The following is a 22,381-nucleotide window of genomic DNA, read 5'->3' on the forward strand; positions in this document are numbered from 1 at the left end:
TGATTTTTGCGGACGCGGAAGTAATGATTATTGCTATTTTAAAGGCAATTCGCGTTCTTAAAAATATTAGCTGTGAAGCAATGACTAGACAAGTCATTGCTTCCGTTTTCAATTGAAGGTTAGAGAAGACTAAGGAATATAAGGAGGGAGTAACAAATGAAGTTAAGTGAATTATCAATAGGAAGCACTGCAACCATACTTCGTGTGGGAGGGGCAGGCGCACTGCGCCAGCATTTTTTGGACATGGGGCTGATACAGGGAACGGAGGTCACTGTCGTAAAATATGCACCGATGGGAGATCCGGTGGAATTGCGTATCCACGGTTATGAACTGACGATTCGATTAGCAGATGCAGAAAATATCGAGACTAGTGAGCCTCATAAGCCAAAAACCTCGAAAAAGAAAGTGGCAAAGCCAGAGAAACATCATCCGGGATATGGTGAGGGAGGAAAATTCCATGATAGAAATCACGAAAATCCTCTTTCGGACAGTGAGACACTCACATTTGCCCTTGTAGGAAATCAAAACTGTGGAAAGACCACATTGTTTAACCAGTTAACCGGCGCCAAACAACATGTCGGAAATTTTCCGGGTGTGACGGTGGATCGAAAAGATGGCGTAATCAAAGGACATGACAATACACTGATCACAGACTTGCCGGGAATTTACTCTATGTCTCCATATAGCAGCGAGGAGATTGTGACAAGAGAGTTTGTCATCCATGAGAAGCCAAAGGGAATCATCAATATTGTAGATGCAACGAATATCGAGCGAAATCTTTATCTGACCATGCAGCTTTTAGAGCTGGGGATCCCAATGGTTGTCGCCTTGAACATGATGGATGAGCTGCGGGAAAATGATGGATCTGTACTTGTCAATGAGATGGAGGAAGAGCTGGGAGTTCCGGTTATCCCGATTTCAGCAGCAAAAGGAGAAGGAATCGAAGAACTGATTCGGCACGCAATTCATGTGGCGAAATATCAGGAACAGCCTTTGGAGACCGACTTTTGTAAGCGGGAGGAAGGTATCCACAGAGGAATCCATGCGGTCATGCATCTGATTGAAGATCATGCGGAAAAAGTGAGGATTCCGGTGCGCTTTGCGGCGAGCAAGGTGATGGAAGGTGACGCGAAAATTTTAGAACAGCTGAAGCTTACAGTGAATGAGCAGCATCTTTTGGAAGAGATTGCAAAACAGACAGAGGAAGAGACCGGCATGGACCGTGCGGCCGCGGTTGCCCAGATGCGTTTTGATTATATCGAGGATATCTGCAGCGAGACTGTCATCAAACCCAAGGAAAGCAAGGAGAGGGTAAGAAGCAGAAAAGCAGATGAGTTCCTGACCGGGAAATATACAGGAATTCCGGCATTTATCGGAATCATGGGAGTTGTGTTCTGGCTCACGTTCAATGTGATCGGCGCGTTTTTACAGGGGGTTTTAGAATCTGGAATCACAGCTTTGACAGATCTGGCGGACAAGGCGATGCAGGCGGCAAATGTCAACAGTGTGGTACATTCTCTTGTGATCGACGGAATTTTTAGCGGTGTCGGTGGAGTCTTAAGCTTCCTGCCGATCATTGTGACACTCTTTTTCTTCTTATCAATTTTGGAGGATAGTGGCTATATGGCACGTGTAGCATTTATCATGGATAAATTACTTCGAAAACTTGGACTTTCCGGAAGAAGTATTGTGCCGATGCTGATTGGATTCGGGTGTACGGTCCCGGGTGTTATGGCGAGCCGTACATTGCCATCAGAGCGAGACCGTAAAATGACGATTCTGCTGACGCCGTTTATGAGCTGTACGGCAAAGCTTCCAATCTATGCATTTTTTACTGCAGCATTTTTCCCAAAGCATGGAGCTTTGGTGATGATTGCACTGTATGTGTTCGGAATTGTGATGGGAATCGTTATGGCGCTGATTTTCAAAAAGACAGCGTTTAAAGGAGAGGCAGTGCCGTTCGTCATGGAACTTCCAAACTATCGTATGCCGGGAGCAAAGAATGTGGGACATTTGTTATGGGATAAGGCAAAAGACTTCTTGCAGAGAGCATTTACGGTTATCTTCATTGCGACGATCGTCATCTGGTTTTTGCAGAACTTTGATACAGGGCTGAACATGGTATCCGATTCACAACATAGTATTCTGGCTCTTGTCGCAGGAGTACTTGCTCCAATCTTTATTCCGGTTGGATTTGGAGACTGGAGAATCGTGACAGCGTTGATCTCAGGATTTCTCGCTAAAGAAAGCGTGGTCTCATCGCTTACGGTGTTGTTTGGAAGCACAGCGACTTTGCAGGAAAGCCTGACGACAGTCGGCGCAGCTGCACTCTTAGTATTCTGCCTGCTTTATACACCGTGCGTTGCCGCAATCGCATCTGTAAAACGCGAACTTGGCGGGAAATGGGCGGTGGCTATGGTCATCGGACAATGCGTAATCGCATGGATCATGGCGTTTGTGGTATATCACATTGGAATGCTGTTTTAGGGGAAAAAGTAACTGATTATTGAGGGGGCTTTCTTTTCAGTTTTATATTATAGAAAGCGGAGGAGATGAGAGAGTTGGGTAAGAAACAAAAGATTGATAGAAGTCATTATTTATTTGACAACAAAGCATTAACAGCATTGATCATTCCACTTATTGTCGAACAATTGCTCGCAGTGCTTGTCGGGATGGCAGACTCTATTATGGTGGCAAATGTAGGAGAGGCGGCGGTATCAGGAGTATCCTTGGTGGATAACATTATGGTACTGTTGATTAATATTTTTGCGGCACTCGCTACAGGAGGCGCCGTTGTTGCAGGACAGTATCTGGGACAAAAACGAGAAAAAGATGCCTGTATAGCGGCAAACCAGTTGATATGGTTTATTTTTCTTTGCTCGGTAGGAATTACGGCAATTGTCTATCTCGGACGAAATTTTATTCTGCATAGTGTGTTTGGAGCCATTGATGCGGATGTCATGAGCAGTGCGAACACGTACCTGATGATTGTGACGGCATCCATACCGTTTATTGCACTGTATAATGGTGGCGCGGCGATTTTCCGAGCGATGGGAAATTCCAAGGTATCTATGCAGGTGTCCATTGTAATGAATGTGATTAATGTTGCAGGAAACGCCATTTTAATCTATGGATTTCACAGAGGGACAGAAGGCGTTGCAATACCTACCTTGGTATCCAGAATGGTGGCGGCAATACTGATTTTGGGATTATTGTGTAATCAGACGAGAGTACTCCATCTAGAGAAAACACTACGTTATCACCTGAATGGCTCTATGGTAAAACGAATTTTAAATATCGGTGTTCCAAACGGTTTGGAGAACAGCATGTTCCAGCTTGGGAAAATATTAGTGTTAAGCCTTGTGTCCACATTCGGCACATCGGCAATTGCGGCGAATGCAGTGTCAAATGCAGTGGCGTTATTTCAGATACTTCCGGGGATGGCGATTTCCCTTGCCGTTACTACGGTTATTTCCAGATGTGTCGGTGCAGGTGACTATGAGCAGGCCAAATATTACACAAGAAAACTTTTGAAAATTACTTATTGCTGTATGGCGGTCACCGTCGCGCTTATATTCGCAGTCCTTCCCCTTATTATGAAGGTGTATAACCTGTCGGCAGGGACATCAGCAGAGTCAGAGAAAATTCTACTATTTCACGGTTGTTCGGCAATTTTAGTGTGGCCGATTGCATTTAATCTTCCGGCGGTGTTTCGAGCATCTGGAGATGTGCGTTACAGTATGATTACCTCCATCGTATCGATGTGGATTTTCCGAATTGCATTTAGTTATATACTTGGGAAATACATGGGCATTGGTGTGTTCGGTGTATGGATTGCAATGATCATTGACTGGTGTTTCCGTGCAATTTTGTTTGTGTATCGTTATTTTAGCGGGAAATGGCAGGGCAGAAGTGCAGTATAGAAAGAATTAACCGATAAGGACTTGTAAATCAAACAAAGCTCTTATATAATAAATCTATTCATTAAAAAGTAGGAGGATATTTTTGTGAAGAACGAAACGGTCATCGTCCTTGACTTTGGGGGACAATACAATCAATTAATTGCAAGACGTGTCAGAGAATGTAATGTATATTGCGAAATATATTCTTACAAGAAAAATCTGGAAGAAATTAAAGCGATGAATCCAAAAGGAATCATTTTGACAGGCGGACCTAACAGTGCGTATGAGGCGGATTCACCGACATACGACAAAGAATTGTTCGAGCTTGGAATACCAGTGCTTGGAATCTGTTATGGTTCCCAGCTGATGATGCATCTATTGGGCGGAACGGTAGAGAAGGCTCTGGTTCGCGAGTATGGAAAGATTGAAGTGACAGTGGATACAACATCCCAATTGTTTACAGATATTTCCGAGAAGACAATCTGCTGGATGAGTCATAACGACTATATTTCAAAAGCGGCACCGGGATTTGATATCATTGCGCACACGGTAGACTGTCCGGTGGCAGCAGTACAGAACGTAGAGAAAAAATTATATGCAACCCAATTCCATCCGGAAGTACTTCATACACAGGAAGGAAAGAAGATGCTTTCTAACTTCGTATATAATGTATGTGGCTGCTCAGGTGACTGGAAGATGGATTCTTTCGTGGAAAACTCAATCAAAGCAATCCGCGAGAAAGTAGGAGACGGAAAAGTGCTCTGCGCACTGTCTGGCGGTGTGGATTCCTCTGTGGCAGCAGTTATGCTTTCAAAGGCAGTCGGATCACAGCTTACCTGTGTGTTCGTAGATCACGGACTTCTCCGTAAAAATGAAGGAGATGAAGTAGAGGCGATTTTCGGACCGGAAGGAAACTACGAGTTGAACTTCATCCGCGTCAATGCACAGGAGCGTTTTTATGCAAAATTAAAAGGCGTGGAAGATCCGGAAGCAAAACGTAAAATCATCGGAGAAGAGTTCATTCGTGTATTTGAAGAAGAGGCGAAAAAAATCGGAGCAGTAGATTTCCTTGTACAGGGAACGATTTATCCGGATATCGTAGAGAGCGGACTTGGCGGTGAATCAGCAGTCATCAAATCTCACCACAACGTAGGTGGACTTCCTGAATACGTAGATTTCAAAGAGATCATCGAACCACTTCGCGATCTGTTCAAAGACGAAGTGCGTAAAGCCGGATTGGAACTTGGAATTCCGGAATACCTTGTATTCAGACAACCATTCCCAGGACCTGGACTCGGTGTTCGTATCATTGGAGAAGTCAATGCAGAGAAAGTGAAGATCGTACAAGACGCAGATGCGATCTACCGTGAGGAGCTGGAAAAAGCAGGCGTGGCAAAAGATATTGGACAATATTTTGCAGCGTTGACAAACATGCGCTCTGTAGGCTGTATGGGTGATGAGAGAACATACGATTACGCAGTTGCGCTTAGAGCGGTTACAACTGTGGACTTTATGACAGCGGAATCAGCAGAGATTCCTTGGGAAGTGCTTGGAAAAGTTATGAACCGAATTGTGAATGAAGTGGATCATGTGAATCGAGTACTGTATGATATTACAAGTAAGCCACCAGGAACGATAGAGTTTGAATAAGTTGGAGCAGAGCTTCAAAGCCTTTATTTTCAAGGGTTTTGAGGCTCTTTTCTTTTAGGATTGCATTTTGATTGCATTTTTTTATTCAACTGCTCTGTGATAGATTGCTGTATGCTGATTGCTGGTGTAATCGGCAACACTGGTTGTTGCTGGAGTATAAGTGAGAACGCCAGTTAATTTTTTGGCAACTTCCACGTTGGTGTTGGGATATAAATGTCCGTAGGTTCCCAACGTGGTCTGTATCTTTTCATGCCCTAGACGTTCTTTAATCAATAAAGGATTTTCTCCCATACTGATGAGCAGAGAAGCATGGGAATGTCTGAGTGCATGAATTTTGATACGGTGTACGCCTGCCAATCCAGCAAGTTTTTCTAATGCCCGTGGGAGGGTGTGCTTACTGGTGGGAATCCCATTATAGCTTAGTACAAGGTCACAGTCCTTTAAAACCTTTTGCTGTACTTCCTGCCATGCTTTTAATTCTTTAATGGTATCTGTGTCAATATAGATAGTGCGAATACTGGCTTGTGTCTTTGGTTCCACAAATTTGTATTCGTCCATTGTTTTATAGTACAGCGTTTTCGTTATACTTAAAAGTCCGGTTTCAAAGTTGATGTCCGACCATTGCAGGGCTGCGGCTTCTCCGATTCTCATTCCAGTCATAAACAGGAGCCAGTATGAAATGAAAAGGTAATGTTCATAATAATCGCCCTTGTAGAGTAGGGAAATTACCTTTTGAAATTCATCCAGTGTCCAAAAATCCACTTTTGTTTTCTTGCTCTTGATGTTTCCTATCATTCGTGACGGATTTTTCTTTGCAAGACCGAGAACAACTGCTCTGTCAAAGGCGATGGAGAGCATACCCTGTACAATACGGATATAGTTTGGACTAAATTCTTTTGCAAGTTCAAGCTGCCAGTTCTGGACGTTAATGGGTTCTATCTCATCCACCGTCATTTTATAAAAGTATGAAAAATGTTTCTGGATGGTAGAACGGCGGTTCAGATAGGTACTTTCCTTTACCTGCGTTTTATACCAAGGCAGATAAGTTTCTTCAATGAACTGCTGAAAGGATAGTTGCTGTTTCTTTTCTGTCAATTCCTCTGTGGATGTAAGCATAAGCTTTGAATATGCTTCTCTGGCTTCCTTTTTTGTCTTGAATCCGCTTTTGTATTTCTGAATCTGTTTTCCGGTAATCGGGTGGAAACCTAAGTTTGCTCTAAAATAATAAGTTCCGTTTTCTGCTTTCTTAATAGGGTCTTTTGCCATGATTTCACTCCTTACATAAATGTGCAAGAAGTACAATCAGTTTGATTTATCAGTAAAAGTAATCCCTAGCAATTCTTCCACAGCTTCTCTGGGAACCCTGTCCAGTTTGCGTGACTGATAGTAGGTATGCCCTTTTGAAATCATAAGTTTTTTTGCTTCTCTTATGATGTCTGCTGCGAATGAAGTCCCATAACCCAGTTCTATTAAGTCTTTTTTTGTTACTGTAATCATGTTCCTCCTTTCCATAGACCAGATATGGAACCCTCAATATCTGTCTATATTATATCAGATTTTATGGCAAAAGTAATATTAAGATTGTATTTCCTGCAAATAGTTATTTGATTTTGAATGAAAAATTCTAATTCAAAATGGTATCTAAGCAAGCCGAACAGCTTTCGCTAAAGCTCATGGGAATCTCACCCCTGCATGGTTCTCATCCAGCCGTACCCTTTGCCAGCGGTGCTACATCATCACACGGACTAAGGCTGTACGGAAGTATCATTATCACAATAGAAAGGTCATGGCGGCAGCTCTGCGGTAAGCTGCTTATGGAACGCTGGCAGGAATCGCTATCCGGTATCATCCCTCCTTTGGTGGGTTACGGCGTGCCAGCCCAACGGCTCTCTTTCCATCGAAACGTATTCGGCTGCTTTATGCTGCGTTGATTAGACGCTTTCTTTTTCAAGGAACAATCCGGCTTTGTCAGCCTGTTAAAATGCACTGGTGATAATGCACTTTAATAGACTGGCAAGCTCTGTCTGGGAAGCATGGGCTTGTCCACGCTTCCACAGGCAAGCGTTATTTTTATTTTGGTTCCCTGATTTCAAAAGATAAAATCTTTGCAATCAGACGTGTTTCCATCCGGCGGCGTAGGGTTTCATCTACAACCATGTGGGTATTCCCATATTCGTCTTTCATGGGACGCATGGAACGGCTGGCAATAAAACCGCTATAATGGCGTACAATCTGGTTGATTGCTTCAATATCACCGTCCGCAGCCCTTACAATCACAGGAAACGGAATCATAGGGTGTTTTGCTGTCATGCTTCTTCCTCCATAAATTTTTTGATAAATTCCAGTCCGGCGTGTCTTCTTCTCTGTATGGTAGAACGGTTGACTTCCAGAATTTTTGAAATCTCCGTATCGTCAAAGCCAAGAAAATAATATCTCAGGATAACGTCACGTTTCTTTCCATCCAGATTTTCTAATGCTTCTGCTAATAGGCTGTTTTCAATGCGGACAGTAAATCCATCCATTTCAAAAGTATGGAAGAGGGATGGATAGGTGTCTTCGGAAGAAAACAGATTGACGGTGTAATCGTCCATATCACAGAACAAGGTTTCCCGTTTACACTGTCTGGACAACGCTTTGAAATAGTCTTTGCGTTCATCCTCCATAGCGACTTTACAGATATAATCAAACTGGTTCTCTATGGTTGTCTGAAATTCAGATGGCTTCATCATTGCTCACCCCCTTTCCAGCCTTGAAAGGGAGCGAGTTGATAGGAATTTCTGCTTCTTTCCCCCTTTTCGCTCTTAGTCCCGACAGGACAGGGGGTGCAGTTGCGTTTTGAGAAGAAAAATTTAAACCCTTTTTCTTCCAACTAAAAAAGCACGCAAACAGACGATATTTCTGCTTGTGTGCTTCAATAGTTCTTGCTATGTATTCTGAAAAACCATATTGAGGGTCAGACTTTTCTAGTGTAGGTGGATGGCTTTTTTTAACGGTTTACCGAATGTAGATATATTTAAGAAAATATTTTGCATAGCGGCTTCCTCCTGTAAGCCGCTGTCTGTATAAAGTAGTAGACTTTAAAAATCATCTATATTTCATGCAAAAAAAGACGGCGGCTTTTGTTAAACCGTCGTCTGGAAAAGATGATGTGATTTTTGACGCAGGGAAAGTATGCTGCCAAATAACGGTTTTTTTTATTTCCGTTTCGGCAGCATAGTTTTATCTTTGATACGCATAATAGGAACTGTACAACTATGTAATACGTTTTTCTATACCTGTCACTATTACAACAGGAACAGTAAAATGTATAGAGGTGGTGTACTATGCGTAAAAAAGAAGACAGATATGATTTTAGGGCGTTAGGGCTTGCTATAAAAGAAGCCCGTAAAAAACAGGGGTTGACCCGTGAACAGGTGGGAGCAATGATTGAGATTGACCCACGCTATTTAACCAACATTGAGAATAAAGGGCAGCACCCCAGTTTACAGGTGCTTTACGACCTTGTATCTCTGCTGAATGTATCAGTGGATGAGTTTTTTCTATCCTCTGATAATCTGGTAAAAAGCAGCAGACGAAGACAGCTTGAAAGCAAAATTGACAATTTTACAGACGCAGACCTTGTTATCATGGAAAGCGTTGCGGATGGTATTGTCAAATACAAGGAAATGGAAGATAAATAACTTCTATTGCCTACCAGAATAGGACTGAAACTAAAATGAGCCGATAGTCTATAAGTTTCAATAACTTATAAATTATCGGCTCTGCGTCTAAGCGTCTGGCTCTTTGATAATTGATACATTGAGTTTGCGTATATTGATTAAAGTTTCTTTTTTACATTTAGGACAATATAGAGGGAAATTTTTCATAATGGTGTCTTCTCTAATTTTTAACCGTGTTTTATTTTGACAAATAGGACAAATAACCCACTCCATCATATTCATTCTGAGCCTCTGCAAAAAATTTGTATTGCTTCATTAAAAAAAGCAGCAAGATTTCCACTACTAAATCTATTTATAAAATTGGTAAATCTTTCATCTGTAATATAGAGAACTCCCAAGTTGGATAAAATTTGTTTATTACATTCATAAAAGTGTTCCGAAATATATTGTTGCCATTCATGTACTATTGCTTGTACTTCTGGACTTTCCGCAGGACTATTTTCATACATAGCTAGTTTTTCAAAAATATTGCGAGCCATTGAATAAAAAGATTCTATTTCTTTCTCTTGTATTTGCTTTGAATGGGAAGAAAACATAGTTTTGTATTCTCTGAAACTTTCAGTATTTCCCCATTGTTCTAATACTTCTTCTTGAAATTGTGATTGTAACTCAAGTATTTTTGCATTTGAAAATGCAGAAAATTTAATTTCTTTATTTCCGTTGATTGTGTCTTTTACAAGTGAAATCAAAGCTTCTATCCGTTCTTTCTGAGCTTCCAAAATCAGTACATGACGCTCTAATGCTTCTGAACGAACATAATGAGGTGAATCTAGCAGTTCCTTAATTTCTTTTAGGGCGAATCCAACTTCTCTAAAAAACAAAATTTCCTGAAGCCTAGTTAAATCGTCGTCTGTATACTGACGGTATTTTGCTTCGGTTATAATAGATGGTTTTAATAAACCAATTTCATCATAATAATGTAGTGTTCGAGCAGTAATACCCGTTAATTTAACAACTTCATGGACTGTTTTAGCTTTTTTATTCATTCCAAAAATCCTCCGTAGCATCTAAAATTTCTTTTGCAGGTAATAGAGTTGCTTCAACAATAGTTTTCCCGGTCTTTTGTAAGTAGTGTTTAATCAAATGATAGCCACACGCATATCCGGCACAATAAGGTAATCCAACCTGAGGATAGTTTTGTAATGCGGCCATTTCATCACCATAAAGGTACGCATTGAGATTTTCTAATCCTTGAACATTTAAACCGTCCTGAATAATAGGTTTAATATATTCATTTAAGGTTTCTATATCAGTTTTTGTTACCCAAGGACCTGCTTTATCTTCACCATACAGAAATGTTGCAAAGTTTTCTGCCAATCCCTCATTGACTATCATTTCACCAAGAGTAATATCATTCTTCCATTTAACAAACTGAAATCGTATGTTGTGATTAGTTTCATGTGCTAATGCTACATGAAGATGTGATAAAGTGTATTCATTAGGTAGTAACCAAGAAAAAATATATCCTGGAATACCACCATCACCGCAGTAACCATCATTTAAAATAATGTAAGGATTCTTAGCATTTGCAAGTAAAATTGTAAACGCATATTCTTTAACGGGTAGATTAACACCGTGTTCAACAAAGCAATTCAACGACTGCTGAATGGATAACTCACATTTTTCCCAGAGTGTATTATCAGAAATTAGCTTAATATTATTTTGTTGCTTTTGGTCAACAGCGGTTGGGGCGATATGCCCAAGCATTTCGCTTGCCATAATTACATCATATCCATTAGGCGTTAGAGCTTTCATAGGAACACTATAACAAGCCCACTTTTTTTCAAAAGGCTTCATAAGTTCATATCTATAAATGTCATTTTTTTTGTCTAAAGGTGCATTCATAATTTTTGAATAAACTTTGTCAGAACGGATAGCGGATATTTTCATAATTCTAGTTCCTCCTTTTGATTTTATCATATACTATGACGTAACGTTAAAGTCAATAGGCAAATTAAAAATTATCACAGATGTAAGAAAAATAATTAAATGTATTAGTAGACAAAGGAAATAGAGGATAAACAACATAAATTAACTTGCTTGTCGAAGCAGAAATTGTTGTTTGAAATATTGATGGAAAAGTAAATAAAAATTGCAATAGGCAGATGGCAAAAAGTCACCTGCCCATTGCACACAAAACTATTTCACAATCTTCCAGTTTTCCCCGTTCTTTTCCAGCACAAGGTCAAACTGCGATACCTGTGTTGTCATGGTCTGGTTATCCAGATATTTCACTGCAAGGGAAGCTGTCACCTGATTTCCGTTTCGGTTGTAGACCGGATTTACCAGTTCTGAGAAAATATACTCTTTTCCCACAGGTTTCAGCACGCCCTCATTCACATAATAGGTCAGTTCTTTTGCGGTTGCCGTAGGGTACAGCTTGAAAAAGGTAGTGAGAAATTCGTTGATTTCCTCCGTAGTGATGGAATCCACCGTACCGTCACTTTGTACCGCTTTTGGGGTGTAGCCGGATTTTACGGGAACGCTGGTGATGGTTGGGTTCTGAATAATCGTCAGGTTTCCAGAGCCGTCCACATAGACCGTTACCTGATAGGCGGAACGGACGGTTTTACTGGATTCTCCCTCTGTGATACGCTGTTCCACCGTATAGGTTACTTGATAATGCTGCTCCTTTTCTTCTGTGATTTCCCATATCTGAAAATCGGTCAGGGCAGACGATACGGGGATGTCCTTTCGGACAGTATCTACATTCAGGGCTTGCAGTTCTCCGGTGAGATACCCTTTTAAAGCGTTTGTCCGGTTGTCAATGGAAGCGGCGGACTGTTCCCATGAATAGTAGACTTCTGCGAAATTCTCCACAAAATTCTCTATCTTGTGGGTGTCGAGGATGGTTTCCTCAATTACTTTGGTTTCATGGACAGTATGAATGTCTATTGCCGTGAAATTCTTATAGACGGCAAACAGGAAGCTCACTGCCAGCAGCACCCACAGGGCAATCACGGTTTTTTTATGGGTATTGACTTTGTAGACTTTCAGTTTCTTTTCTTTCTGCTTTTTCTGGTTATCCTCTTTTCTAATCTGAATCATATCGGTTCATCCTTTCTTATTGTTTGATTCGTCCGGCTCCGGCAAGGTGCTGTTGCCAGTAGGAGCCTGTCAGGTCTGCGTAACCAATGGGATTTCCGGCATGGTACATCCGGTTATTTCCCACATATAGCCCCACATGGGTGATGTAGGTTCCGGCGTTGTAGGTGGAGTGGAAAAAGACCAAATCCCCTGCTTTTGCTTCGGACAGGGGGATGTGCTGCGTCATATTGTACTGTTCCTGTGCTGTCCGTGGCAGGGCGATTCCTGCCTTGCCATAGCACCACTGCACCAGTCCCGAACAGTCAAAGGAAGTGGAGGGGGAATCGCCCCCGTACACATACGTCCATCCCTCATACTTTAAGGCTTCGTCCATGATAGCCTGTACCGTTTCATCATCAAACTGTGCCACGGTCAGGTATTGTGATACCAAGAGGACATAGAACATATTTCCGTAGGAATACCGCCAGCCCCCATTTTTCTCTACCGCAACAGGGTTGGTGTAGGTGACTTTCTTTCCGCCGGATTTGTCCCTTGCGAAGCTCTCTGCCAGTTCAAAGGTGTACTTTTTCCCGTGTCCTGCCACATAGTCTAGGAAACCGCCGCCGTAGTTGTAGGACTGAATCACACTGTTTAAGTCACAGCCCTTTGTTTCTGCCGCTGCGAGCAGTTCCGAGAAATATTTGCAGCCTTGTTTGATGGATTCCTCTGTACTAAGGGAGTTCGGGGGAAGCCCCAGAGATTCCGAGGACTGCATAACGTCTTCCAGCGTGCCGCCGGATTCTACCTGAATGATGGCGAGCAGCACATTTAAGTATTCTTCTATGCCATATTCCCTTGCATACTTTTCCAGCATAGGTTTATGGGCGAGGACTTCCTGTGATACGCTCACGCCCCCATAGATAAGGTTTCCGCCGCTTCCGCCGTCTTCCTCATCCGAGAAGACAATCACCACCAAAAGGAGCAGGGAGAACATCATCACGAACACGCCGGAACAGGCAAAGAAAAGGTGTCTTAACTTCATGGTTTCTCCCCTTTCTTCTGTTTGGCAGCCGCTGTTACCGTTTTTGTCCACTCCTTTCTGGCGGTGGTACGCCGGATGGTAAAGTTCGATTCTTTTACCGCAGGGGCAGCCCGTTTTCTTTCCGGTATCACAGGAGCCGTATTTGTCTTTTGTCTTTCCTCTGGTTTGTCTGGGGAAGCCGGAGGGACTATCTGGCGTTCTGCCCTTACAGACGGTATCTGTTCATGGTGGATGGAAGCTGCCTTTACCACTGGAACCGAAGCCCGTTCTGCCACAGTTCCCCCATAAGGAACCTGTCTCCGTTCCCTGATGGATGGGGAAACTGGCTGCATGGCTGGTTTTCCTGTATGAGTGGTATCTGCATGATGTCGGAAATCTTCCGGCTGCTTTGCAGTAACAGGGCGTTCATGGACGGGAGCCGCCCCTTTGGGAGATTCGGAAGCTGTCTGTTGCGGCTGTTTTGCCTGTTCCAGTTCCGCCCTGCGTTCTGCAATGGTCTGTCTGCGGCTTTCTGTCTGTGCGTTCCGCTGTTCGGCTCTGGCAGTTCGGGTCTGGGTCACGCTGGAAGTAAAATCCCGTACTCCCTCTGATACCTGTGTTTTCCCGTGATAAAGGGCGTACTTTGCATTGACAGGCAAATCCTTTGCCTGCTCCCGAAGCTGTCCGGCAGTATCGGCTATCTTATCTTTGGTATCTACCACCGCACCTACCGCAGAGCCAGCCCGTTTCCATGCGGATTCCTTTTCCGGTGCTGCCTGCCCGTCTGGTCTGCTGTGGTCTGCCTGCGTCCGTTTGGAAGAACCGGAGCTGGAAGCAGTTCTCTGGTCTGAGCCAGCCTGTTTTCCTGCATGGTAGGCAGCCGTTCCAGCCCCAAGAGCCGCCACAGAACGTCCAAACTTATGCTGTAAACGGTGCATATGGGCGTGCATGAGCATACGGGGTCTTCGCATGATACGGCTCCCCATGCTTTGAGAATCCCCACTCTGTAAGGAGAACATCCCCATCAAATCCCCCAGCTTGAAATAAATTCCGGCAAAGGTCACTATCTGCAAGAACGCCGTCAGGAAGAACGGATATTCCCCAGACAGGTTGTAGAGCATGGTGGAAATGCTGAATGCTACCGTGATAATCAGGGTGATTCCGGCTCTGGTAAGGATGGTGTTGAACAGTTTCGTAATGGCACGTTTGGACATCCCCTCAAAAGAGGGAACCATGCTAAGGAGGAAGCTCACAGGCAGGAACATGGCGTAGATGATAAAAAGCACCTGTGAGAAAATCATTATCCCAGTAAGCAGGAATACAAAAATGGAGATACCGATATTGAACATGAACAGGAAGAAGACGGTTCCCAAGCGGTTGATGGTCTTTGTGATGGTAAGGTTGGTGTTTTCCCTGTCTTCGATTTCCTCCACTACGATTTCTTCCCTGTCCTGCCCGTTGTTTTCGTTTGGGCTGGTTGAGAGCAGGCTTTCCACACGGTCAGCCCCAATGCTTTCCACATCCGAGTTGCCGTATTGTAGCAGGAGCCACGGCTGCTTGACCTGTATGGAAAACAGGCTGTCCCGTATCAAATCCACGCTGTCTTTTCCTTGACTTTCCGAGTTCGGCAGCACAATCTTTGTACCAAGGGTCAGGCTGGCGTTGCTGATGTCTGCGGAAAATTCATTGATTTTCCCGATATAATCAGGAGCATAAGCGATAAAGGCAGCGGACAGCACGAACACCACCACGAAATTCACAACGGCATGGATGGCTTTTGTGGTTTCCCGTTTGATAAGCCCTGTGTAGGCAACGTAAAGTCCCACCACCAGAATGAGAATCAGCAGGAACCCGATATAAAATCCCTCCGAGGACAAGCCGCCCGTGGTAACGCCTGCCAAAGTCTGCATATTTTTCCCAATGGAATCCGCCGTAGAGGAAATGAAGTCCAGTGAGTAGGCTTCCTGAATCAGATACCCCGTAGCGTTGGAAAGGTACAGGCTGATTGTCCAAATAAAATTTGTGATGGCATACAGCCCGTACATCACCTGTTTTCCGATGCCGTCCAGCCAGTTCCACGGGAGCCAGTCCCATCCGCTGTCTACATAAAAATCAAGCTGGTAGTTGTCCAGAGGGTATTTGCTGTATTCGTTGGCAGCGTCCACCGTATCATCCACCAGTCCGGCAGCGTGGGCGGCTGTGCCGAAGACTGCCAGCAGCAGGAAGATGAGCAGGAGTGCCAGAAGCACCCTGCCAATCACTTTTCCTGCCATGCTCCCGATTTTTTTCAGGGAGGTTTTTCCCTTTATCCGGCAAGGGACAAGGGCTGTCCCCTGCTGGATGGGCTTTCTTATCTTCATTCCTCCACCTCTTTTCTAACAGGCGGTCTGGTGTCAAAGGCATGGAACAGGTCTTCAAAGATAGGGTGGAACTGTATCACGCCCACACGCCCGTACAAATCGCTGATAAGGCACTGCCCGTTTTCCAAGTCACGGAGCCGCTTCTGGTTGTTTTCATCTTCAGAATCCACCCCGAAAAAGGCGAGGGTCTTCTTGATTTCGTTGATGTCCGTAGAACGGAACGCAAATTTCAAGCCCAGATTGTTTTTCAGCTTTTCATCCAGCAAATCGTCCGTGTTCTGGGTGACAAAGTAAACGCCTGCGTTCATGGCACGTCCGGCACGAACCAGCTTCATAGAGAGGGTCTTGCCTTGTGCCACCTGTAAGAAGCTCCATGCTTCATCCAAATCCACAATCTTAAACACGCTGCGGTCGGTGTGGATGAAGTCGAGGGCAAAGGTGCTGATTACAATGAGCATTGCCACGGAAAGCAATTCCATTGTGGTGTATTCTTCAAACGAGGTTTCTTTATCCGGCAGCACCAAATCCGCCACCTGAATGATGTTGAGCTGCTTTTCAAGGCTGATGGACTGTGTGACATCCCCATCCGAAAAGAGCAGGTGTGCAAAGTCATAGTCCGTAAAGGATTCGATATGGTCTGCTATGCTGGTGCTGATGGTGGTTCCCTCCGCCCGAAGTTCCTCAATCACCTTGAAAAGCCCACGTTCCTCACTGTTTGTCACCGCACGGATGGCTTTCCGAAGAACAGGGAACTTCTCCCCGTCACGGCTGGAAATGCCCGTTAAAAAGGTCAGGATGTCGATTGCCAGTGATTCGGAATCCTTTGGGTTTTCCATAATCACATACGGGTCGAGTAACCCCCTGTTCTGTTCCTCCGAGGTCAGGTTTACGATATTGATTTCATGGGCAATTTCCGGCAGGGTTTCTTTCCAGCGTCCCCGTTCCGCTTTCGGGTCAACAATGAGTGCCTGTGCCCCAAATAATACACAGTAGTAGACAATCATGTTGTTGCTGAATGATTTTCCACCGCCGAGGGAGCCGACAAAAGCGGCAGCAAGGGCGTTGGTGACAGAGCCTTTTACCCCTTGACTGGCAAGGGCAGGCTTTAAGTACACGTTTCTTCCCGTATCAAGGCTGTACCCGATATAAATGCCCTCCGGTTCCCCCCAACATCTGGGTTGCCCCGAAGCCAAGACCAGCGAGGAAGTCACTGGTGACATACTGGATGTAATCGTTCAGATACCGTTTGCTGGCAGGGAGAAATTCCCCATGCAGCCCCAGCATATCCCCAAAGGGGCGAACCAGCTTCACGTTCAAATCGTCATAAAAATCTTTCACCTCATTGCAGCGGCGTTTTAGTTCTTCCAAGTCGGGAGCCGTCACACGCACCACATAGGACAGCTTGTACATGGATTCCTTGCTCTGGTCTAAGGTGGATTCCAGCTCATTTACGCTGTCTAAAGCGTCCACCACGTTTGTACTGGTTTCACTGTCATTCTGCCATGCGTGGTTGTCCAAATCTTTCAGCTCTTTTTTCTTGTTCCGTACCGTGGAGAGGGCTTTCCGGTTTGTGACAATCTCCACATTCATAGAGGTATCAATGGGAAAAGTGAATTGCTGCTGCTGATAGTAAAAGATTTCCGAGGATGGGAAGTCCAGTTCCCCCACAATGCTGTTGATGGTGAAGTAGGCGGCATAAACCGTCCCGTCTTCCTGTTCGATTTTCAGATACCGCTGGTTTTCCTCTATCAGACAACGGGTGGGCTTGATGAGGTCATAGTATTTCACCAGCGTTTCTTCCTGAAACCGCTTCTTTGGCAGGTAATACTCATAATCTTCGTAGGCGGTTCCGGTCTGCCCGTATAAATGCTCAATCAGATAACCAAAATCGTCCTTATCAAGCCGCCGGACTTTAAAGCGGCGTGAGATTTTACTTTCCAACAGTTTTTCCATCTTCTGAAACCGCCAGATTTCCTCATTGCTCATGGAAACAAAATCCCCCATGAGCTTGTGGTTGACTTCATGGAGGAAGTCGGAAACAGCGGTCTTTGCTTCCCTGCGAAACTGCTTCATGGTGACTTCCTGCTCATTAACAAGCAGCTTGAAGCCGATAAAAAAGCGGTAGTCCACCTGATTTTCCCCTATCATGGAAATCAGGGCTTCGGTCTGTGCGTCAATCTTTGCACAGGCAACCTCCTTTAACTTGCCTGTCACTTCCTGTTTGGAGCGTTCCTGTGCCGCCCGTATGCTGGATTCGGTGCTGATTTGCAGGGCGTGAATCTTCCCGTCCCTGTTCTGGGCGATAAGCTGCCGGAAGGAATCGTGTACCTGATATTTCTGTTCGGGGCTTAAAAAGGAATAGTTGTAGGGAAGTAGCTCATAGTAAGCGAAGCACTCCCCGTCATGGTTGAACACAAGGTTATTTTCGATATACTTAATCGGATATGCCATAAATATCACTCCTTACTGCCGTGATGGGCTGTGCCGGATATTCCTTTTCCAGCTTCACGGGCTTTCCTGCATAGGTCAGTTTCGGGCGTACCAGATATGCCAGTACGGATTTCAGGAAGCCGTAAGGCTTCTTCCCGTCAAAGGTCTTCTGGCACATGAACCAAGTGAGGGCAAAGGGTACGCCGAAATATTTCAAAAATGCCCCGTCAATGAACGAAAGGGGAGGGAGGTTCCCCAAGAGCATAACTGCAAACACCGATACCACGAACCACGCCATCTGTGTGAACGTGATGGGGAATGGCAGCTTAAAATCATTGATGGAATAGAGTACCTTTTCCACCGACCAGATACTGGTATAGCTTCGTATTTTTTTCATGTTGTCCGTCCTTTCTAAAAGATGGGGCAGCAAAAGCCGCCCCTGAATAAAAAAGCCGCCTGTATTTCTTGAAAGAGATACAGACGGGTCTACCGTAAGATTTCATATACGCCGTGGTTTGTGACAACAAAGGTTCCCTCCAATTCCATGTCACGCCCATAGGCTGCATAGTCGATATAGTTTTGTAAGTGTGCCGGAAGTTCCCCAAGCTGTCCAGTTTCTTCCAGATAGTAGCGAGCCACATCCGCCATATCGTCACAGCCGGAATGGCAGATAATATCGTCTTCATGCTCACAGAGTTCTTCGATACTGCCAAAGTAGGATTGCAGCTCTGATAGTTCCTCCTGAATGTACTCCGGTAAGTCCTCCACCATTTCACACAGGCGGTTGACTTCCTCAATGGGGGTGTATTCGTCAATCTCAAAGGGCAGCTCATAGTCATGGATGGCGTATTCCTCATACTCATCATTCAAGCCGATACGTTCCTTGACTTCCTCAAAATCCACAGGCGGCGTAAACCATGCCCCCACCAGTTCGCCCTCATTGTATTTTCCTAAGTTGGCAATGTAAATCCGCATTTCTTCCACAGTGTCACCTCCATTCTCCGTCAGGCTTCTTTTGGGGAGTTACGCTCCCCAAGCCCCTAGTGGACTTCCGCTATGAAGCAATCAGAGCTTGCTCCATAACGGAAGTGTGATATGTTTTTTCTATGCACCGATAATCTTATTGAACAGTTCCAGTAAAATGTCCTTTACACCGTCCGCATTGAAGACCAGACCGACCGCTACAAGGGACACCACCAGAAAACCGATAAGTTTGGAAAATTCCCTCTTAAATCCAAGGTACAGTCCAATCACCACGATTGCCAGCAGCACAAGGGACTGGGCGTTGGATAAAAACCAGTTGTAAAGATTCTGTCCGAAATTCATAAAAGCTCCTTTCTTTCTTGTAAGATTCCTTATGTTTCAAGATTGCCGCCGTTAAAGCACCACCTCCTTTGCAGCGGCGGCTTGCTGCTTCAGGATTTTTTCATGCTTCTCCGTCAGCCTTGCATGGGTGATGATGTCATGGACAATCTGGGTGTGGTTCATCTTATCCAGACGGAGAGCCAGCTTTAAGGTGGGTGCTACCTGATGGGAGAGCCAGTGCAGGGTGCGTTCAAAGGAATAGGGTTCCGGTTTGGTTGTCAGTTTCAGGCTTCCCCTGTGTTCCCCGATAAACCACGCCCATTCCTCACTGATACGCCAGTCAGAACGGGGCTTTGTATCGTCCCTGTCCACGAACCGGACATAGCGGTTGATGATTTGAAAGGCTGTCCGTTCTGGATTGTCATGTTCTAACAGGTCACGGATGGCGTAAAAGGCACGCTCATTTTTCAGCCGGATTTCAAAGCGGTTCTTTACCTCTGCGTCCGCAATGGGAATATCATGCTTCTTGTACTGCTCATAGTCCTTTTCGTAAATGCAGAAGTACACCTCACTTTGGAGGGAACCAATATACAGGGTGTTCCCCATACATTCTTTTTCCCCACGCCGTACCAGTTCGCCGCTGCGGTAGCTTTTGAAGCTGCGGAAGACCGAGATACATTCCTCATTCCGGCACTTCTCTGTCAGATTGGGAATGTTCAGGATTCCCGTTTTGTCATTGATAGCGAGGTCAAGCCGCTTCGTCACGCCGTCCTCCATGAGAACGTCCATGAAAAATTCATACCAGCTCCGTTCCTGTGCCAGCAGATAGCTTTCAAACTGGCGGCAGCCACGCCCTTTCAGTTCCAACAGCACCCCTTTTTCCAGTTCCGGTGATACCAGAACGAAAATATCCCCCAGATAGTAATGCTCCGTGTAAGAGTAGAAGCCGTAGTCTTCATGGATAAAGTAAGGCAGTTTTAGCCGCAGCACGTCTTCCACGATATGCTTCACATCCGTAGTGGGAAAGCGAATCCGCACATAGTCAAAGAGCATTTCAAGGGGATTGTCTGGATTGAAGCGTTCCAGAGCTTTCGTGATGGTTTCCTGTAATGTTTCGGATGGGTGAGCCTTGCCCGTTTCAATATCGCTCAGGTACGGACGGGTAATTCCGGCAGCTAAGGCAAGTTTCTGTTGTGAGATACCGTAAACTTCCCGTTTCTCTTTGATGTCCCGTACCCATGTTTCTTCGTTCAGCGAAAATCCCTCCTGTCTAAAAAAGCGTATGTCAACTTTCGGAGCCTTGTTGACATACGCCGGATATGGGAAAAATCCCTTGTGTACCGTGGGATTCTGCCCTGTTGTTTGGTTGTTGCCTGTCGATTTGTACCCCTCTGTTAGATACGAGGGGTTTATGCTAGCGTGCCTTGCGGCACACCAGCCACAGCAGGTCAGTCCGTTTCTGCGGCTTTCGCTTCGCACGCCGCCTGCACTCCCTGCCTGCTGTCTGTCAGTTTTTTTATTTCTTTGAGGAAATCGTGTCCTTTGGGTACTAGGGGTGTGTAAAACTCCGAGATAACGCTGGTTCCCACATCCACATAGCCACGCCCTTTTATCTGCTTTAGGAAGAAGTCCTTTGTGGTTTCCCCGAACATCATCCCATAGCCCATTTCCGACATCCGCCCCAGAGCCACACGGAAATTGAACTGGTCACGGATTCCATCCCCCAGATACTTTGCGTCTGGACGCTGGCAGGCGAGAATCAGGAAGAAACCAGCCTGCCGCCCAAGCATAACGATTTGTTTTAACTTGTTGAGGACAGCGGCATTTTCCTTTGTGCCGAGCATTTCCATAAATGCCACATATTCATCAAAGATAAGGAAATTTGCCGGAAGCCCCAAGTAAGCGTAGTTTTCCCCTGTCCGGTAATTCTCCATGAGCTTCATGTCTTCGCTGCGTTTCATCATTTCCTCATAGAAACGGTCAATACAGGCGAGCATATCTTCCTTTTTGTAGTACACATCCGGCATAACCTCCTGTAAGTCCGCAAGGTCGGCGTTTTTGGGGTCTAACACGAACAGGACGGCGTTGGTGCGGAGCAGGGCTTCAATGAGGGTCAGGATGAAGTAGGTCTTTCCGCCGCCGGTTCCTCCGGCAATGAGCATATGAGGGAGCTTGTCATACTCCCACCAGACATTTTCCATGAGCCGGAGCCTGCCATCCTTTGCCTGTACGTCCTCAATGGAGATACGGTTGGCAATGGTATCATAGAGCAGGGTGTACTCCACATAGGAATCCTTTAATTCCTTATCCGTCAGCTCACAGTACAAGCCGCTTTCCAGTTTTTTCTCCAAGTTTAAGAGCTGTTCCTGATATTTCCCCAAGGTGATTTCTACACGGATATGGAGCAAGCCCTGTTTCATCCGGTAGTAGATTTTGGGAAAGTAAGTGATGGTTTCTTTGGAACGGCTGGAAGACAAGTCCTTGAAAAAAGCGTCTTCCTTTCTCTGCTCCGATTCATACCACTTGTTTTCCAACACCATCCTTGCCAGCTTTTGGCGGTGGATGAGCTGCTTTACTTCGTCCCTGCGGTATCGCCAGAACAGAAGAACTGTTGTAAGACACACCAGCCCTGCCATGCCCATGCTGAATAACAGGTAAGGGATATTTACATCCTGTGCTATCTGGGAGAGGGGCACTTCCTGCCAGTTGGTTCCGGCTATTTGCCGGATATGAAACAGTAGGACAACCAGCAGGAAGACAGGGAACAGGGCGGCAAGGGCAGCATGGAACACAAGGTCTTTATCCGTGGGGCGGATACGTTTTCCACGGAGAAAAAGCTGCTTCATGGGAACAATCCTCCTCGTATTATAAAGTAGTAGTGTTTATAGACCCTCTCCAAGGTCTATATGCTATACTGTTGGAGATACTGTGGATTGTTTAAAACCTCCTACCATTCGATGGTTTACG

Annotated in this window: 20 protein-coding genes and 1 pseudogene; 4 read left to right on the forward strand and 17 right to left on the reverse strand. The window is 45.0% G+C overall.

Going from position 1 to position 22,381, the window contains the following annotated elements; all coding sequences use genetic code 11:
- Window positions 1-156 precede the first annotated feature (156 nt).
- The 3 genes from feoB to guaA all read left to right on the forward strand — a co-directional run bounded on the left by feoB (window position 157) and on the right by guaA (window position 5,552).
- Window positions 157-2,487: a ferrous iron transport protein B gene (gene feoB, locus ACTQXY_RS06310; RefSeq protein ID WP_441658781.1), complete on the forward strand. Its 2,331-nt coding sequence runs from the start codon at window positions 157-159 to the stop codon at window positions 2,485-2,487.
- A 65-nt stretch (window positions 2,488-2,552) separates the two neighbouring features.
- Window positions 2,553-3,923 (forward strand): MATE family efflux transporter, encoded by a 1,371-nt coding sequence (locus tag ACTQXY_RS06315; RefSeq protein ID WP_441658782.1) that lies wholly within the window; start codon window positions 2,553-2,555, stop codon window positions 3,921-3,923.
- A gap of 84 nt (window positions 3,924-4,007) precedes the next feature.
- Window positions 4,008-5,552 carry a glutamine-hydrolyzing GMP synthase gene (guaA, locus tag ACTQXY_RS06320; protein WP_441658783.1) on the forward strand — a complete coding sequence of 515 codons (1,545 nt, stop codon included), beginning with the start codon at window positions 4,008-4,010 and terminating at the stop codon, window positions 5,550-5,552.
- Window positions 5,553-5,633: 81 nt separating this feature from the next.
- On the opposite strand, the gene ACTQXY_RS06325 is transcribed toward guaA, so the two are convergent.
- The 5 genes from ACTQXY_RS06325 to ACTQXY_RS06345 all read right to left on the reverse strand — a co-directional run bounded on the left by ACTQXY_RS06325 (window position 5,634) and on the right by ACTQXY_RS06345 (window position 8,281).
- Window positions 5,634-6,818, reverse strand: a complete 1,185-nt coding sequence (locus ACTQXY_RS06325) for a site-specific integrase (protein WP_011861907.1) — start codon at window positions 6,816-6,818, stop codon at window positions 5,634-5,636.
- 36 nt (window positions 6,819-6,854) lie between these two features.
- Complete coding sequence (locus ACTQXY_RS06330; protein ID WP_011861908.1) at window positions 6,855-7,049, reverse strand: DUF3173 domain-containing protein; 195 nt, start codon at window positions 7,047-7,049, stop codon at window positions 6,855-6,857.
- A gap of 202 nt (window positions 7,050-7,251) precedes the next feature.
- Window positions 7,252-7,401, reverse strand: a complete 150-nt coding sequence (locus tag ACTQXY_RS06335) for a hypothetical protein (RefSeq protein ID WP_181977590.1) — start codon at window positions 7,399-7,401, stop codon at window positions 7,252-7,254.
- A gap of 221 nt (window positions 7,402-7,622) precedes the next feature.
- A complete protein-coding gene (locus ACTQXY_RS06340) occupies window positions 7,623-7,862 on the reverse strand; it encodes a helix-turn-helix domain-containing protein (protein WP_074133949.1) in 240 nt (79 codons plus the stop codon).
- Window positions 7,859-8,281, reverse strand: coding sequence for a sigma factor-like helix-turn-helix DNA-binding protein (locus tag ACTQXY_RS06345; protein WP_441658784.1), 423 nt, complete (start codon window positions 8,279-8,281; stop codon window positions 7,859-7,861). Before ACTQXY_RS06345 ends, ACTQXY_RS06340 begins: the two co-directional genes overlap by 4 nt.
- A gap of 594 nt (window positions 8,282-8,875) precedes the next feature.
- Between ACTQXY_RS06345 and ACTQXY_RS06350 the strand changes: the two genes are divergently transcribed.
- Window positions 8,876-9,232, forward strand: a complete 357-nt coding sequence (locus ACTQXY_RS06350) for a helix-turn-helix domain-containing protein (protein WP_441658785.1) — start codon at window positions 8,876-8,878, stop codon at window positions 9,230-9,232.
- An 87-nt stretch (window positions 9,233-9,319) separates the two neighbouring features.
- Here ACTQXY_RS06350 and ACTQXY_RS06355 read toward each other — a convergent pair whose 3' ends face one another.
- The 12 genes and pseudogenes from ACTQXY_RS06355 to ACTQXY_RS06410 form a co-directional block, all read right to left on the reverse strand.
- Window positions 9,320-9,493: a cysteine-rich KTR domain-containing protein gene (locus tag ACTQXY_RS06355; protein ID WP_441658786.1), complete on the reverse strand. Its 174-nt coding sequence runs from the start codon at window positions 9,491-9,493 to the stop codon at window positions 9,320-9,322.
- Window positions 9,490-10,257: a TipAS antibiotic-recognition domain-containing protein gene (locus ACTQXY_RS06360; protein ID WP_441658787.1), complete on the reverse strand. Its 768-nt coding sequence runs from the start codon at window positions 10,255-10,257 to the stop codon at window positions 9,490-9,492. The genes ACTQXY_RS06355 and ACTQXY_RS06360 overlap by 4 nt, the downstream gene beginning before the upstream one ends.
- A complete protein-coding gene (locus ACTQXY_RS06365; RefSeq protein WP_021374292.1) occupies window positions 10,250-11,161 on the reverse strand; it encodes a DUF2268 domain-containing putative Zn-dependent protease in 912 nt (303 codons plus the stop codon). The genes ACTQXY_RS06360 and ACTQXY_RS06365 overlap by 8 nt, the downstream gene beginning before the upstream one ends.
- 249 nt (window positions 11,162-11,410) lie before the next feature.
- Window positions 11,411-12,319, reverse strand: coding sequence for a conjugal transfer protein (locus ACTQXY_RS06370; RefSeq protein WP_441658788.1), 909 nt, complete (start codon window positions 12,317-12,319; stop codon window positions 11,411-11,413).
- A 16-nt stretch (window positions 12,320-12,335) separates the two neighbouring features.
- Entirely contained in the window at window positions 12,336-13,340 is a 1,005-nt protein-coding gene (locus tag ACTQXY_RS06375; protein ID WP_441658789.1) for a lysozyme family protein, read from the reverse strand.
- Complete coding sequence (locus ACTQXY_RS06380) at window positions 13,337-15,679, reverse strand: CD3337/EF1877 family mobilome membrane protein (RefSeq protein WP_441658790.1); 2,343 nt, start codon at window positions 15,677-15,679, stop codon at window positions 13,337-13,339. Before ACTQXY_RS06380 ends, ACTQXY_RS06375 begins: the two co-directional genes overlap by 4 nt.
- Window positions 15,676-18,130 (reverse strand): annotated as a pseudogene (locus ACTQXY_RS06385) (ATP-binding protein). Before ACTQXY_RS06385 ends, ACTQXY_RS06380 begins: the two are co-directional and overlap by 4 nt.
- Window positions 18,114-18,506 carry a conjugal transfer protein gene (locus ACTQXY_RS06390; RefSeq protein WP_005427021.1) on the reverse strand — a complete coding sequence of 131 codons (393 nt, stop codon included), beginning with the start codon at window positions 18,504-18,506 and terminating at the stop codon, window positions 18,114-18,116. The pseudogene ACTQXY_RS06385 and the gene ACTQXY_RS06390 overlap by 17 nt, the downstream one beginning before the upstream one ends.
- Window positions 18,507-18,595: 89 nt before the next feature.
- Entirely contained in the window at window positions 18,596-19,084 is a 489-nt protein-coding gene (locus ACTQXY_RS06395; RefSeq protein ID WP_173721802.1) for an antirestriction protein ArdA, read from the reverse strand.
- Between the two features lie 129 nt (window positions 19,085-19,213).
- Complete coding sequence (locus tag ACTQXY_RS06400; protein ID WP_002570387.1) at window positions 19,214-19,435, reverse strand: hypothetical protein; 222 nt, start codon at window positions 19,433-19,435, stop codon at window positions 19,214-19,216.
- Between the two features lie 51 nt (window positions 19,436-19,486).
- Complete coding sequence (gene mobT / locus ACTQXY_RS06405) at window positions 19,487-20,698, reverse strand: MobT family relaxase (RefSeq protein WP_118209979.1); 1,212 nt, start codon at window positions 20,696-20,698, stop codon at window positions 19,487-19,489.
- Between the two features lie 164 nt (window positions 20,699-20,862).
- The gene (locus tag ACTQXY_RS06410; protein ID WP_441658791.1) at window positions 20,863-22,260 is read right to left on the reverse strand and encodes an FtsK/SpoIIIE domain-containing protein; all 1,398 of its coding nucleotides are present in this window, start codon (window positions 22,258-22,260) and stop codon (window positions 20,863-20,865) included.
- Between the last annotated feature and the right edge of the window lie 121 nt (window positions 22,261-22,381).

It is taken from the genome of Faecalimonas sp. LCP19S3_D12 (assembly GCF_052121495.1).
Lineage (GTDB): Bacteria > Bacillota > Clostridia > Lachnospirales > Lachnospiraceae > Faecalimonas.

What these genes read in the sequence shown, in the direction of transcription:
- ACTQXY_RS06400 (WP_002570387.1), bottom strand. Translation starts at nt 19,435, where the DNA reads ATGAATTTCGGACAGAATCTTTACAACTGGTTTTTATCCAACGCCCAG.
- feoB (WP_441658781.1), top strand. Translation starts at nt 157, where the DNA reads ATGAAGTTAAGTGAATTATCAATAGGAAGCACTGCAACCATACTTCGT.
- ACTQXY_RS06350 (WP_441658785.1), top strand. Translation starts at nt 8,876, where the DNA reads ATGCGTAAAAAAGAAGACAGATATGATTTTAGGGCGTTAGGGCTTGCT.
- ACTQXY_RS06390 (WP_005427021.1), bottom strand. Translation starts at nt 18,506, where the DNA reads ATGAAAAAAATACGAAGCTATACCAGTATCTGGTCGGTGGAAAAGGTA.
- ACTQXY_RS06365 (WP_021374292.1), bottom strand. Translation starts at nt 11,161, where the DNA reads ATGAAAATATCCGCTATCCGTTCTGACAAAGTTTATTCAAAAATTATG.
- ACTQXY_RS06360 (WP_441658787.1), bottom strand. Translation starts at nt 10,257, where the DNA reads ATGAATAAAAAAGCTAAAACAGTCCATGAAGTTGTTAAATTAACGGGT.
- ACTQXY_RS06325 (WP_011861907.1), bottom strand. Translation starts at nt 6,818, where the DNA reads ATGGCAAAAGACCCTATTAAGAAAGCAGAAAACGGAACTTATTATTTT.
- ACTQXY_RS06315 (WP_441658782.1), top strand. Translation starts at nt 2,553, where the DNA reads ATGAGAGAGTTGGGTAAGAAACAAAAGATTGATAGAAGTCATTATTTA.
- ACTQXY_RS06355 (WP_441658786.1), bottom strand. Translation starts at nt 9,493, where the DNA reads ATGAATATGATGGAGTGGGTTATTTGTCCTATTTGTCAAAATAAAACA.
- ACTQXY_RS06340 (WP_074133949.1), bottom strand. Translation starts at nt 7,862, where the DNA reads ATGACAGCAAAACACCCTATGATTCCGTTTCCTGTGATTGTAAGGGCT.
- ACTQXY_RS06395 (WP_173721802.1), bottom strand. Translation starts at nt 19,084, where the DNA reads ATGCGGATTTACATTGCCAACTTAGGAAAATACAATGAGGGCGAACTG.
- ACTQXY_RS06370 (WP_441658788.1), bottom strand. Translation starts at nt 12,319, where the DNA reads ATGATTCAGATTAGAAAAGAGGATAACCAGAAAAAGCAGAAAGAAAAG.
- ACTQXY_RS06410 (WP_441658791.1), bottom strand. Translation starts at nt 22,260, where the DNA reads ATGAAGCAGCTTTTTCTCCGTGGAAAACGTATCCGCCCCACGGATAAA.
- ACTQXY_RS06375 (WP_441658789.1), bottom strand. Translation starts at nt 13,340, where the DNA reads ATGAAGTTAAGACACCTTTTCTTTGCCTGTTCCGGCGTGTTCGTGATG.
- ACTQXY_RS06335 (WP_181977590.1), bottom strand. Translation starts at nt 7,401, where the DNA reads ATGATACCGGATAGCGATTCCTGCCAGCGTTCCATAAGCAGCTTACCG.
- ACTQXY_RS06330 (WP_011861908.1), bottom strand. Translation starts at nt 7,049, where the DNA reads ATGATTACAGTAACAAAAAAAGACTTAATAGAACTGGGTTATGGGACT.
- ACTQXY_RS06380 (WP_441658790.1), bottom strand. Translation starts at nt 15,679, where the DNA reads ATGAAGATAAGAAAGCCCATCCAGCAGGGGACAGCCCTTGTCCCTTGC.
- ACTQXY_RS06345 (WP_441658784.1), bottom strand. Translation starts at nt 8,281, where the DNA reads ATGATGAAGCCATCTGAATTTCAGACAACCATAGAGAACCAGTTTGAT.